The sequence below is a fragment of the Acuticoccus sediminis genome, from assembly GCF_003258595.1.
In the GTDB taxonomy this organism is placed as follows: Bacteria; Pseudomonadota; Alphaproteobacteria; order Rhizobiales; family Amorphaceae; genus Acuticoccus; species Acuticoccus sediminis.
Map to the genome: position 1 here is coordinate 1,043,588 of NZ_QHHQ01000001.1, position 12,886 is coordinate 1,056,473.

At 71.8% G+C, this 12,886-nt stretch carries 10 protein-coding genes and 1 other RNA gene; 1 reads left to right on the forward strand and 10 read right to left on the reverse strand.

The features are described from left to right. Positions 1-4: 4 nt before the first annotated feature. The 4 genes from DLJ53_RS04440 to DLJ53_RS04455 form a co-directional block, all read right to left on the reverse strand. Positions 5-1,654 carry a DNA polymerase III subunit gamma/tau gene (locus DLJ53_RS04440; protein ID WP_244935002.1) on the reverse strand — a complete coding sequence of 550 codons (1,650 nt, stop codon included), beginning with the start codon at positions 1,652-1,654 and terminating at the stop codon, positions 5-7. A gap of 111 nt (positions 1,655-1,765) precedes the next feature. Continuing rightward, positions 1,766-1,855: signal recognition particle sRNA small type (gene ffs, locus DLJ53_RS04445), an RNA gene on the reverse strand. Positions 1,856-1,870: 15 nt separating this feature from the next. Next, on the reverse strand, positions 1,871-2,533 hold the full coding sequence (locus tag DLJ53_RS04450) for an ATP-binding cassette domain-containing protein (RefSeq protein ID WP_111342685.1): 663 nt from the start codon (positions 2,531-2,533) through the stop codon (positions 1,871-1,873). After that, positions 2,530-4,194 carry an ABC transporter permease gene (locus DLJ53_RS04455; protein ID WP_111342687.1) on the reverse strand — a complete coding sequence of 555 codons (1,665 nt, stop codon included), beginning with the start codon at positions 4,192-4,194 and terminating at the stop codon, positions 2,530-2,532. The genes DLJ53_RS04450 and DLJ53_RS04455 overlap by 4 nt, the downstream gene beginning before the upstream one ends. A 256-nt stretch (positions 4,195-4,450) precedes the next feature. Between DLJ53_RS04455 and DLJ53_RS04460 the strand changes: the two genes are divergently transcribed. Then, positions 4,451-4,927, forward strand: a complete 477-nt coding sequence (locus DLJ53_RS04460; RefSeq protein ID WP_111342689.1) for a DUF2244 domain-containing protein — start codon at positions 4,451-4,453, stop codon at positions 4,925-4,927. A gap of 24 nt (positions 4,928-4,951) precedes the next feature. On the opposite strand, the gene DLJ53_RS04465 is transcribed toward DLJ53_RS04460, so the two are convergent. From DLJ53_RS04465 to addA, 6 genes are all read right to left on the reverse strand, one after another. After that, on the reverse strand, positions 4,952-6,010 hold the full coding sequence (locus DLJ53_RS04465; RefSeq protein WP_111342691.1) for a TraB/GumN family protein: 1,059 nt from the start codon (positions 6,008-6,010) through the stop codon (positions 4,952-4,954). Between the two features lie 31 nt (positions 6,011-6,041). Next, a complete protein-coding gene (locus DLJ53_RS04470) occupies positions 6,042-7,040 on the reverse strand; it encodes an adenosine kinase (RefSeq protein ID WP_111342693.1) in 999 nt (332 codons plus the stop codon). A 173-nt stretch (positions 7,041-7,213) separates the two neighbouring features. Continuing rightward, complete coding sequence (locus DLJ53_RS04475; protein WP_111342694.1) at positions 7,214-8,338, reverse strand: capsular biosynthesis protein; 1,125 nt, start codon at positions 8,336-8,338, stop codon at positions 7,214-7,216. 143 nt (positions 8,339-8,481) lie between these two features. Beyond that, positions 8,482-9,132 (reverse strand): nucleotide exchange factor GrpE, encoded by a 651-nt coding sequence (gene grpE / locus DLJ53_RS04480; protein WP_111342696.1) that lies wholly within the window; start codon positions 9,130-9,132, stop codon positions 8,482-8,484. Between the two features lie 9 nt (positions 9,133-9,141). Continuing rightward, complete coding sequence (trxA, locus tag DLJ53_RS04485; protein WP_111342698.1) at positions 9,142-9,462, reverse strand: thioredoxin TrxA; 321 nt, start codon at positions 9,460-9,462, stop codon at positions 9,142-9,144. 57 nt (positions 9,463-9,519) lie between these two features. Further along, positions 9,520-12,873 carry a double-strand break repair helicase AddA gene (gene addA, locus DLJ53_RS04490; protein ID WP_111342700.1) on the reverse strand — a complete coding sequence of 1,118 codons (3,354 nt, stop codon included), beginning with the start codon at positions 12,871-12,873 and terminating at the stop codon, positions 9,520-9,522. Positions 12,874-12,886 lie beyond the last annotated feature (13 nt).

Genomic DNA, 12,886 nt, shown 5'->3' on the forward strand with positions numbered 1-12,886 from the left:
CCTCTCACCCCTTGCGGTCGCGCGCCTGTTCGACCGGCGGTTCCGCTCCCTGGGTAGTCTCACGTACTTCAACGATTTCCGCATCGCTGAAGCGCTCTAATATCGCCTTAACCAGCGGGTCGTCCCCCGCCTCGGCCTTCAGCCGGATCTGTTCCGCGGTCCTGACCTCGTGGATGGTCGGGGCGGTCGAGCCGTCGCTGACCGAGACGATCCAGCGTGCGCCGGTGATCTCGGTGAGCTTCTGGCCGAGCTGGCCGGCGGACGCGGCGTTGGCGTTCTCGGTCAGCGAGACCTCGATCCGGCCGGGCGCGAACGATTTCAGCCGCATGTGCTGCTCGACCGCCTGCTTCAGGATCAGCGAGTGCGAGCCCATCAGCGCGGCCACGTCGGCGAAGTTCTGCGGCTGCTGCGGCGGGGCGCTGGCGACGGTGTCACGCGCCGGGGTGCGCGGGACGCCGGGGGCGCGCGCCGGCGGGCCGCCCGGCGCCTGCGGGGCGTCGCTGAGCGGCAGCCTGTCCGGGTCCGGCAGGCTCGCCATGTAGGTGAGGCGGATGAGGACCATCTCGGCCGCCATCAGCGGCTTGGGCGCGGACTGCACCTCCTGGATGCCGGTCAGGAGCGCCTGCCACATGCGCGACAGCGCCGCCATGCCGAGCCCGGCGGCGAACTCGACGGAGCGCTCGCGAACCTCCTGCGGCTCGCCGGGGTCGGGCTCGCCGTTGGTCACCTTGAGGCGCGTCACCTGATGGGTGAAGGCGGCGAGGTCCGAGAGGATGACGGCGGGGTCGGCGCCGACCTCGTACTGCGCGGCGAGCTCGGCCAGCGCGCCTGCGGGGTCGCCCTTCATGATGAGCTCGAAGAGGTCGACGATGCGCGTCCGGTCGGCGAGGCCCAGCATGTCGCGCAGGCTCTCGGCCGAGATGACGCCGCCGCCGTGGCTGATCGCCTGGTCCATCAGCGACAGCGAATCGCGCACCGAGCCTTCCGCCGCGCGCGCGATCAGCCGCAGCGCCTCGTCCTCGGCGGTGATGCCCTCCCTGACGGCGACGGACTTCAGGTGCCCGGTCAGTTCGCCGGCCTCGATGCGCCGCAGGTCGAACCGCTGGCAGCGCGACAGGACCGTGACCGGGACCTTGCGGATCTCGGTCGTGGCGAAGATGAACTTCACGTGCTCGGGCGGCTCTTCCAGCGTCTTCAGCAGGCCGTTGAAGGCCGCCGTCGACAGCATGTGCACCTCGTCGATGATGTACACCTTGTAGAGCGCCGAGACGGGCTTGTAGCGCGCCGCGTCGGTGATCTCGCGGATGTCGTTGATCGAGGTGTGGGAGGCGGCGTCCATCTCGATGACGTCGACGTGCCGGCCTTCCATGATGGCCTTGCAGTGGTCGCCGAACTCGGTGAACTCCACTGTCGGGCGGCGCGTGCCGTCTTTCTCGTAGTTGAGGGCGCGGGCGAGGATGCGGGCGGTGGTCGTCTTGCCGACGCCGCGGACGCCCGTCAGCATCCACGCCTGCGGGATGCGGTCGTGGGCGAAGGCGTTCCTGAGGGTGCGGACCATCGGCGCCTGGCCGATCAGCTCGCCGAAGTGTGTGGGGCGGTACTTGCGCGCCAGAACCGTATAGGGCGTAGCGGACGGTGCGGTGCTGTCGGACAAATTCTCCGGCCCTCATCTCCGACCGCGGGTGATCGCGGACACGCGGGGCACATGCCTGCGGTGCCCCTATAGCGCGCGAGGCCCCTTGGCGCGCGGGTGAGGGGGGAAGTAGGAGGCCGGCGAATGACCCGGACCGGATTCGTTAGGGCTGCTTCGTTCCCGACCTGACCCGGTTGGCGAGTGGCCCGTCCACCGCCGACCTCCCAATTCCCTATATCAGGACCATCCGCCCTGTTGGCAAGGCCGGATCTCGACGATCTCACCGCCGGCCGCCTCGGCATCCGCAGGATCGTGGCTCACCATGACGACGGGCAGCCCGTCCTGCCGCGCCAGATCGAAGACGATCCCCCGCACCTGCGCCCGAAGCGCCGGGTCGAGGGCCGAGAACGGCTCGTCGAGGAGGAGCGCGCGCGGTGCGGAGGCGAGGGTGCGTGCCAATGCCACACGGCTTTTCTGGCCTCCGGACAGCGTGTCCGGATCGCGCGCGGCCGCGTCCGCCATGCCGACGCGGGCAAGGTTCGCCTCGGCCCGGGCGCGGCGCTCGTTTCGCCCCAGGCGGTGCCCGTTGTCGCGGCGCGGCACTGCGAAGAGGACATTCTGCAGGACCGACATGTGCGGGTAGAGGAGCGCGTCCTGGAACATCAGCCCCATCCGGCGCCTCTCCGGCGGGAGCGTCGAAAGGTCCTCCCCGTCGAGCCGGACGGTGCCGGAGACGGTGAACGGCCGCTCCAGCAGGCCGGCGATCGCCAGGAGGAGGGTGGACTTGCCCGCCCCCGACGGCCCGATCACGGAAAGGACTGCCCCCGGCTCCACGGTCGCCGCGAGCCGGGCCATGACCGCACCTCGGAAGGCGACGGCGAGGTCGATCCCGAGGCTCATACGCGCCCCTGCATCGCGCGGCGGTGGCGGAAGAGGAACGCCGGGACGCCGCGCGCCACCGCGAACGCGACGAACGGGAGCGCGAGCTGGATCAGCGCCAGCATCGCCACCAGCCGGCGATCCCCGCCGGTCGCCGCGGCGACGGCCTCGGTGGTGACGGTCGCCACCCGGCCGCCGCCGATGATGCGCGTCGGCACGTAGAGGGCGACGCTCACCGCCATGCCGAGCGCCGCCGCGACGCAGAGCGGGCGCGTCAGCAGTGCGAGGCGGACCGTCACGAAGCGCCGCCACCGCGGGACGCCGAAGCTGCGCGCGGCCATCTCGTAGCGCGCGTCGAGCGCCCGCCAGGGGCCGGACAGGGCGATCAGCGCGTAAGGGAGAGTGAAGAGCGCGTGGGAGAGCGTCACCAGGACGGGGCCGGCCGTCAGTCCCGCCGCGATGGTGAGGATCGCGAGGCCGAACAGGAAGGCCACCTGCGGCACGATCAGCGGCAGATAGATGATCCCGCCCACCGTCACGCCGCTGGCCAGCAGCGTGACGGCGAGCGGCAGGGCGATGGCGGTCGCGCCCAGCGCGACGGCGAGCGTGGTGCCGAGGGTCGCGAGGTGGTCCCCCATCCGGCTCTGCCAGACGGCGAGGCCCATGTTGGTGGGCGCGACGTCCGGAAACGGCCAGTAGCCTGCGACCGACTGAACGGCGAGGCCCGCGACGGCGAGGGTCATCGTCGCGGTCAGCGCACTGGCGAAGGCGAGTGCGGCGAGGCGCACCGCCCCGTCGTGCCGGGCGCGCCGGCCGCTCGCCCGCAGGGCCGCGAGGCCCCGGCCGGCGAGCCGCTCCAGCGCGGTCCAGACGAGGACGAGGGCGAGCATCAGGGCGAGCAGCAGCACCGCGCCCGCGCTGCCGACGAGCCAGGCGGAGACGTCCGGCGCGGTGAGCTCGTTGAGGATGCGCACGGCGAGCGGGGCGGGCCGGGTCGGCCCGAGGATCATCGCGACGTCCACCACGGACACGGAGAAGGCCAGCACCGCCAGCACCGGCAGCTTGATCTGCCGGTAGACCAGCGGCCAGACCCCGTGAAGGAACGCGGCCATCCGCCCGTACCCGAGCGAGCGCGCGAGCTGGACGCGCTGGCGCGGCTCGGTCTGGGCGAGGGCGGCGAGGCCCATCAGCACAAGGAACGGCGTCTCCTTCATGACGAGAGCGGCCGTCATCGCGATCCCCCACGGGTCCTTGACGAGGGCGATGTCCGGCGGGGCGGTCAGCCCGGTCGCCCACGGCGAGAGGAGGCGCAGCACGAGCCCGGACGGGGCGAAGAGCAGCGTGAAGCCGAGCGCCGCTGCCGCGTGCGGGACCGAGAGGAGCGGCGCCAGTAGTCGGTCGGTCACGGCCATCGCCCGCGTCCCGTAGCTCGCCGCCAGGATCAGCGCGGCCGCGCCGAGCGAGACGAGGGTCGCGACCAGCGCCGTGCCGGCCGAGAGCGCCGCGGAGTGGGCCATCCCCGGCCGTCCCGCGAACGCGGCGAAGGCGGCAAGGTCCACGCTGTCGGCCCCGATCGCGGGCAGGTAACCGAAAGCCGGCACCGTCACGCCCGCGAGTCCGGCAACGACCGGAACGGCGATGACGAGCTTGACGGCGAGGCCCGCCGCGGCCGACGGGGTCACGCGCCGTTCAGCCGGGCCGTGGCCAGAGGCCGTCCGGGACGGCACGGCCGGTGGGGGTGCGCTGCCGCGTCTCGCATTCGCTCAATCGCCGTCCGTTCCGCCGCCCCGATGTCGGGGCCGAACCTAGGCCATGTGCCCCGGGCGTGTACACGGGTCTTGGCCCCGGGCGCGCTCCCGCCGGCGCGGCCGCTCCGGTGGGCCCCGTCTGTGACGAAGGGCCATCGTCGGCAACGGATTGCAGCGCTATAGTGACCCGATGTCGATCGCCGATGCTGAATCCTTTCACGCGGTTCTCTTCCCGCATCGTTCGCTGACACGTCGTGGCTATCTCGTCATGATGGCCATCGTCGTCGGCACGATGGGCTTCGCCGCGCTGCGAACGATGGCGATCGGCGCCTGGCCCGTCGCGGTGTTCGCGGTCGCCGACATCGCGCTCGTCTGGGGCGCCTTCCGCCTCTCCTACCGTTCCGGCCGCCAGTTCGAGGAAGTCAGCGTCACGCCGGCCGAGGTGCTGGTGCGCAAGGTGTCGCCGGCCGGGCGCATCGTCGAGCATCGCTTCCAGACCGCATGGGCGCGGCTGAAGGTCGTGCGCCGCGACGAGGACGTGGTGCACCTGCAGATCGGCTCCCATGGCCGCGCGACGGTGATCGGCGCCTTCCTGAACCCGGCCGACCGCGCGTCCTTCGCCGACGCGCTCGACGCGGCCATCGCCCGAAACCGGCTCAGCCGCTGACGCCGTCGCCGCCGCGGCGCCGGTCTATTGCGCCGGCTCGGGCATCAGTCGGAGCTGCGATCCGGTCTTGGCGGGCATCTCACCCGCGCGGTGGGCGTCGCCCTCGACGCGGCTGACGGTCAGGCCGGCGGCGCGCACCAGCTCGACGAGGCCGTCCTCGCCGGGCAGGTGGAGGGCGCCGACCGCGACGACCTTGCCGCCCTCGCGCAGGCCCGGCAGCAACCGCCGCGCCATCACCCGGTTGCGGCCCGCGACGAGGCGCTCCCAGAACATCGCCTCGATCTTGGAGGCCTCCTCGGGGCCGACGAGCTCGTCCATGTCCGCGGCGCCGAGGGCCCACATCGCGCCGATGTGGCGCGTGCGGTAGAGCGCGAGGTTGAGATACCAGAGCGCGCTGTCGTCGAGGTCCTGGGAGAGGGTCATCCGCAGGATCGGGTCCATCTCCTCGGGCGGACCGTCGAGCGCGGAGATCTGCTCCTCCACCGTCTCCAGCGCCTTCACCTCGATGCCGGCGTCCTCGGCGATCTCCTCGAGGTTGTCGTCGAGGCCCGGGCCGTCGAACTGGTCCAGCGCGCAGGGGGGGACGCTCAGCAGCGAGAGCAGCATCAGCGGGCGGAGCTGCTCGGCGACGGCGATCGGCATGCCGTAGCCCATGAGGACGTCGGCCGCGTGGGCGCGCTCGGCCTCGCTCATGCCGTCGGTGAAGCGGCTGCCGTCGGTGCGGAAGAGGTTCTTCGGATCGGCGCCCCACCGCGCCACCTCGCCCTCGACCGACTCGCCCTCGAGCTCGAGGTAGAGGCCCGATGCGCCGGCCACCAGCGCGGCAAGCTCCGGCCCCGGCTCCTCGATCCCGCCCGCCGCCACGTGGAAGGTGCCGACGAGGTAGGACGGCGGATCGGTCTCGACGCGCCAAAGCCGGCCCTCGGCGTTCGGCATCGAGCGTTTCGCCTCGGCGATCGCCTCGACGGCCTCGGGGCTGGCGAGCAGCGTGGCATCGGACGCGGGGGGCGGGCCGCATTCGGCTTCGGCACCGCCGGCCGCCGCCAGCCAGATGGCGGCGACGGCCCAATGCGCGAACTTCATCAAAACCTCGCGAGATCGGCGCGACGTCCGATCAGAACGTGAAGCCTGCGTCTTTGGCAAGGTCGGCGAGCGTCGTCTGCGGGCGGGCGCCGAAGTGCGAGATCACCTCGGCGGCGCAGAGGGCGCCGAGACGGGCGCATTCCGCCGGGGCGAGGCCGCGGGCGTGACCCAACATGTAGCCGCCGGCGAAGAGGTCGCCTGCGCCTGTGAGGTCGACGACCTTGGTCTTCCCGGCCGGGACGTCGATCGCCTCGCCGCCCGTGATGACGCGCGCGCCCTTCTCGCTCATCGTGACGACGGCGGTCGGCACCAGCTCGCCGAGCCTGGCGGCGGCGGCGTCGAAGTCGTCGGTCTGGAAGAGGGACTTCACCTCGGAGGCATTGGCGAAGCAGAGGCCGATGGTGCCGCCCGACAGGATCGTCATGAAGTCGTCGCGGTGCCTTTCGACGCAGAACGAGTCGGACAGCGTGATCGCGGCGATCTTGCCGGCGGCGGTGGCCCGCTTGGCGGCGAGGTAGAAGGCGGCCATCGCGGCCGGCGGGTCGAAGAGGTAGCCTTCGAGGAAGGTGATCGCCGCCGCCTCGACGAGGCCGTCGACGATGTCCGCCTCGGTCAGCTCCTGGCTGGCGCCGAGGAAGGTGTTCATGGTGCGCTCGCCGTCCGGCGTCACCAGGATGGTGGAGGTCGCCGTCGGCGCGCCGCCGATCAGCGGCGGGGTCGTGAAGGCGACGCCCGCGTGGCGCATGTCGTGGACGTAGGCTTCGCCGTTCGCATCGTCGGCCACCTTGCCGATGAAGGCCGCGCGTCCGCCGAGGGAGGCGACGCCCGCCACCGTGTTGCCCGCCGAGCCGCCGGAGACGCGCACCGAGTCGGTGAGCTGGTCGTCCACCGCGCGGGCTTCCTCCTCGTTCACGAGGCGCATGGAGCCCTTGGCGACGCCGAGACGCTCCAGCGCGTCGTCGTGAACGTGGCCCAAGATGTCGAAGATGGCGTTCCCGATGCCGAGAACGTCAAAGCGTACGTCTGTCATTCAAATCTCCAATTGGAGAACACGGCGAACCATGCTCCGCCGGTCCGGTCAACCTCGGACGGTGTCGGCAAAAATGCTGCCGCGCCGGCCAAAATCGCAAAACAGGCCTCCGATCGGGGCCGTTCGTGCCGGAAAACCGGTCGCGCGGGCACCGTCGTCCTGGCACGGTCGACCTAGCGAGGGCGGATGCCGAGGGCGCCCGCCCGCGCGTAGCGCGGCGGCGTCCGGTCGGCGGGGTCGGGGGCGTTGACGGTGCCGGTGAGGATGCGGTTCGCCATCGCCTCGGCGGCGGCGCGGGTGCCGGCGCGCGAATAGATCGTCCCGCGCACCTGGATGCTGGCGGCGAGCGCCTTGCGGTAGGCGGCGAAGAGAGCCGGGTCCGGTACCTGCGGCGCGGTCCAGAAGGCGTCGAGCGGCTGCTGCGCCGTCAGGCCGGGGACGTCGTAGATCGCCGGCGACAGGGTGATCGTCGGGATGCCGGCGGCGAGACCGTCGAGGCCGGCGGACGAGTTGATCGTCACGAGACCGGCCGCGTCGTGCGTCCATTCCGACATCGGCAGGCCGTCCACGAACGCAACGCGCCCGGCGATTCCGGCGGCGGCGGCGAGTTGCGGCACACGCTCCGCCCAGTGGACCGGCCCGAGGTCGCCGGGGTGCTTCTTGACGACGAGGCGCGTCCCCGCCGGGGCGTGGGCCGCAAAGGAGGCGAAGACCTCCGTCAGCGCCTCGGTCGTGTCCGCGTACTGGGAGTTCGTGCGGATCTGGAAGTCCGTGTCCGTCTGCATCGCGAAGAGGAAGAAGGGCGCGGCGAGACGGTCGCGCACCGCCCGGGCGGCGGCGTTGCGGCGAGAGAGCTGGCCCTCGCGCCACAGGAACCGCGCGTAGGCGACGAACGGGTGGTAGAGCCCGTGCTGGCGGTAGTGCGGATAGGTGAACCAGAGGAAGACGTTGGCGAGGTTCGTCTTCAGGTCGTCGACGGTCTCGAGGCCGGCCTCGCGCGGGTAGCGGACGGCCGTGTCGACGTCCGGCACGCCGGCGGCGAGGGCGCGGATGGTGTCCGGATCGGTGGGGAACAGCGAATCGACCGAGTTGCCGTACTTCTCGATCGTCATCCAGTCCGGCCGAAGGTAGCCGAGTTCGGTGACGATGACGTCGATGCCCCGCCGCCGCGCCTCGGCCGCGGCCTCGTGATGGTACGGGCGCTGCTCCGAGTGCATCAGGACGGCGGTGATGGCGTGGCGCTCCATGAAGGCGCCGACGAACGCCGGCCAGTCGGCCAGCCGCCCGCGAAAGGCCACCGCCGGGGCGAGGCCCCAGGCGGCCCTGTCACCGGGGCACAGGTTGATCCGGTGGACCGTGGCGCCCCCATCGGTCAGATGGCGGGCGATCTGGCGGTAGAGCGGAGAGAGCGGCCCCTGAAGAAGAAGGACCCTGGGTCCTGTCAGGCCGCGTCTCCGGTCGCCCCGGCGTCGCCCTCGCCTTCGGCCTTCGGCTGGCCGGGCTTGGGACCGCCCTTCGACACGCCCACCATGGCGGGGCGCAGGACGCGATCGCCGATCACCGAGCCGACCTGCACGGTCTGGATCACCGTGCCGGACGCGACGTCGGGATTCTCGAGCTCGAACATCGCCTGGTGGAGGTTCGGGTCGAACTTCTGCCCGGTCGGGTCGAGGCTCTTGATGCCGTGCCGCTCGAAGACGGACTTCAGCTCGCGCTCGGTCATCTGGATGCCTTCGACCATCCCCTTCACCTCGGGCGGCAGGGATTCGAGGTCGGCATGCTTCACCGTGTCCATCGCGCGGGCGAAGTTGTCGGCGACGTTGAGGAGATCGCGGGCGAAGCTCGTCACGGCATACTGTCGTGCGTCGCTCACGTCGCGCTGGGCGCGGCGGCGCACGTTCTCGGCCTCGGCGAGGGCACGCAGCATCTGGTTGCGCATGTCCTCCACCTCGGCGCGGGCCTCGGCGAGCGCCGTGTCCGCGTCGGAAGCGGGAGCGGCGGACTCCGCCGCCTCGCCCGCGCCCATGATCTCGGCGGCGTCGGGCACGAGGGTGTCCCCCTCGTGCCGATTCTTGTTCGTCTCGTCAGACATTGACGGTCCTTAGATAGAGGACTTGATCCAGTCGACGAGCTTGCCCTTCGGGGCAGCGCCCACTTGCGTGGCCGTCGGCTCGCCGTTCTTGAACATGATGAGCGTGGGGATCGAGCGGATGCCGTACTTCATGACGGTGTCCTGGTTCTCGTCCACGTTCATCTTGGCGATTTTGACTTTGCCATCCATCTCGGCGGCGATTTCTTCGAGCGCCGGGGAGATCATTTTGCAGGGGCCGCACCACTCGGCCCAGAAGTCGACGACGACGGGTTCGTCGGCCTTGATGACATCGCTGTCGAAGGTCGCGTCCGTGACCGTTGTGGAGGACATCACTCACCTTACTATCGCTGAAGTGTGAAGCCTACGTATGGATAGGGTGGGGGAGCGTCAAGCAGCGGTCGTCATGCCAATGGCGGGCAGCACCCCATCCATTTCCATCATTGTGGCGTTTGCGGTCCACACAATCGCCGTTCCGACGGTCGTTCCGGGAAGCATCTGCCGCACCAACGCCCGGTAGATGGCGAGCTGACGGCGGTAGGCCTCCGGCGCCTCCGCCGCGCGGCGCGGCACGATGCGGTCGGTCTTGTAATCCACAATCACGACGCGGCCGGGGGACAACTGGAGGCGGTCGATGCGCCCGCTCGCCCGCCGGGCGACCCCGTCGACGAGGATGTCGCCCATCACGTCGACCTCGCGCCGGGCCGGTCCGGCAAGGCCGGGGAGAGCCAGGACGGCCTCGGCCTCCCGCGCGATCGCAACCGTCTCCTCCGGAGGGAGCGCGGGGTGCGCCCGGGCGACGCGCGCCGCCATGGCGTCGACCGGTTCGTCGCGCTCGAGCAGGAGGTGCATGATCGTGCCGAATGCGACGGCGTCCAGGGGGCGGCGCTCGATCACCGGGATGCCGACGGCCGTGAGGTGCTCGCCGTCCGAGGGGATCAGCGGCTCCGGCGTGTCGCTGTCGATGGTCGCGGGCTCGTCGAGCCAGGCCGGGCGCTGCGGCGGCGGGGCGGCGGGCTCGGCCCGCTCCGGCGCGGGGGCCGGGATCGGGGCAGGGTTGCGCCAGGCGAGGCCCTCGCCGCTCGGCATCTCGGCCCGCTCGCCGTCGGGCGAGAGGGCGGCCTCGACCATCTCGTGCCACATCCCGCTCTGCGGCTTGCGCTTTCCGTAGGCGCCGCAGACGACGAGGTGCTGCTCCGCCCGCGTCATCGCCACGTAGAGCAGGCGGTAGTGCTCGGCGAACTCCGCCTCCGACTTCGCGCTCAGCACGGCGCGGACGGGCTCGCTCTGGTAGTCCTTGTTGGGGGCGTAGACGAGGACGTCGTCATAGCCCGGGGCGGGGGCGGCGACGGGCACGACCGGGCTGCGGCTGGGGTTCGTCGCCTGGGTACCGACGTCGGCGAGGAAGACGACCTTCGCCTCCAGCCCCTTGGAGCCGTGCGCGGTCATGACACGCACCGCGTCCACAGTACCGTCCGAGGAGCGGCGCAACTCCGCCTTCGTCTTGGACAGGCGCATCAGGAAGGTCTCGAGGGTCGGAACGTCCCGGCTCTCGAACGCGAACGCCTCGTCGAGGAAGGCGTCGAGCGCGTCCTCCGCCTCCGAGCCGAGCCGGGCGGCGAAGTCGGCCCGCCGGCCCTCGCCGACGAGGATCGCGGAGAAGAAGTCGAACGGGCGCCGGGTGCGGGCGAGGACGCGCCAGCGCATCAGCGTCGTGTGGGCGACGCGGGCGAACATGTCGCCCTCGGCGAGGGCGTCGAGGAGGGAGCCCTCGCGGCCGTGGGCGACCTCGAACAACGCATCCTCCGAGAAGCCGAACAGCGGGCTCTTCAGGACCGTCGCCAGCGAGAGGTCGTCGCGCGACAGCAGCGCGCGGGCGAGCGCGACCATGTCCTGCACGGCGATGTGGTCGGTGATGGTGAGCCGGTCCGCGCCCGCGGTCGGGATGCCGCGGTTCTTCAGCTCCCGGTTCATCAGGTTGGCGAAGGCGCCGCGCTTGCGCGACAGGATCATGATGTCGCCCGGCCTCACCGGCGGCGCGCCGCCGGGACCTTCGCCGCCGGTCCAGGCCTCGATGGTGTCGGCGATGGCGCGCACGAGCTTCACGACGCCGGCGTTGTCCGGGGCCTGGTCGAACGGCGCGTCCCAGGCCTCGGACCTGTCGTCCTCCTCGTCGAAGAAGAGGGGCCAGAGGTCGACGCCGCCCGGGCCGTCCTTCACCGCCACGTGGCGCACGGCGCCGGGGTCCGCGCCGACCGACGCGGCGAGGCTGCCGTCCGCGAACACGCGGTCGACCGCGGAGAGGACCTGCGGGGCGGAGCGCATTGAGTGGGCGAGGTCGACCGCGCGGAAGGTGAGTCCGGCGTCCGAGGCGGCCGCCTGGTAGTGCGCGCGCTTCTCGCCGAAGAGCTGCGGGGCGGCGCCCTGGAAGGAGTAGATGGACTGCTTCTCGTCGCCCACCACGAAGAGCGTGCGGTGGACGTCCTTTGCGCCGCGTCCGGCGAAGAACTCGCCGGTCAGCGCCTCCACGAGCTGCCACTGCGGCGGGGATGTGTCCTGCGCCTCGTCGACCATCACGTGGTCGATCCCCTCGTCGAGCTTGTAGCGCACCCAGGCCGCCGCCGTGCCGGAGCGCACGAGGTTCATCGCGGTCTCGATCTGCTCGTCGTAGTCGATGACCCCGCGGCGGCGCTTGGCGGCGGTGAGCTCCTCCTCCACCAGCCAGGCGAGCTGCATGAGGGGGACCGTGGCGGCGATGGCGGCCGTCGCGCGGCCGGCGTCGGCGGCGCGCGCGAGGCGGTCCTGCTCGGCGGCGACGAGGTCCGCGAGCCCGGGCCAGGCCTCCAGCACCTTCTTGGGCGCGATGCCGCCGATCTTGCGCGGCTCGCCCGTCCCGGTGAGGAAGATCGCGTTCCAGTGGGGATCGCGCTCCTCCGCCGGGCAGTTCAGGGCGGTTTCGATCCGCTCGATGGTCCCCTTGCCGGCGTTGGCCGCGCGCAGCGCCTCGGCGAGGGCGCGGCAGGTGTCGTCGGAGAGCGGCGGTCCAGGGTCGGCGGGGGCGAGCGCGCGGCTCAGGCTCTCGGCGAGGCGCTCGTCCGAGGCACCCATCCCGAGCCAGCGCGTCAGGCGCCGCCGCTCGCCCAGCACCGCCTTGAGGCTGCCGACGAGGCCGAAGTCGGAGACGTGCGGCAGCAGCGCGTCGATGTAGCCGCCGACGGGGCCGCCGGGGTCGATCGTGCCGCGGGCGAGGACGTTGGCGATGGCGCGGTCGGTCAGTTCCTCGCGCATCGCGTCGTCCAGCACCTGGAACGAGCCGGAGATGTTGGCCTCGAGCGGGAAGCGCCGCAGGAGCGCGGCGGCGAAGGCGTGGATCGTCTGCACCTTGAGGCCGCCCGGCGTCTCGAGCGCCTCGGCGAAGAGGGTGCGCGCGCGCAGCGCCGCAGCGTCGGGGTCCGCGTTGGGGGCGAGGCGGGCGACCTGGGCGGCCAGGCGGTCGTCGGGGAGCGCGGCCAGCGCCGCCAGCGCGGTATAGACCCGCTGCGCCATCTCCGCGGCCGCGGCATTGGTGTAGGTGAGGCACAGGATCGTGCGCGGCGGCACGCCCGACAGGAGGAGCCGCACGACGCGCTGCGACAGCACGTACGTCTTGCCCGCCCCGGCGTTCGCCGAGACCCATACGGAGGCGGCAGGGTCGGACGAGCGGCGCTGCGCGTCGTCGGCCTCGGGCGGGACGCGCAGGCTCATCGGCGGCACTCCG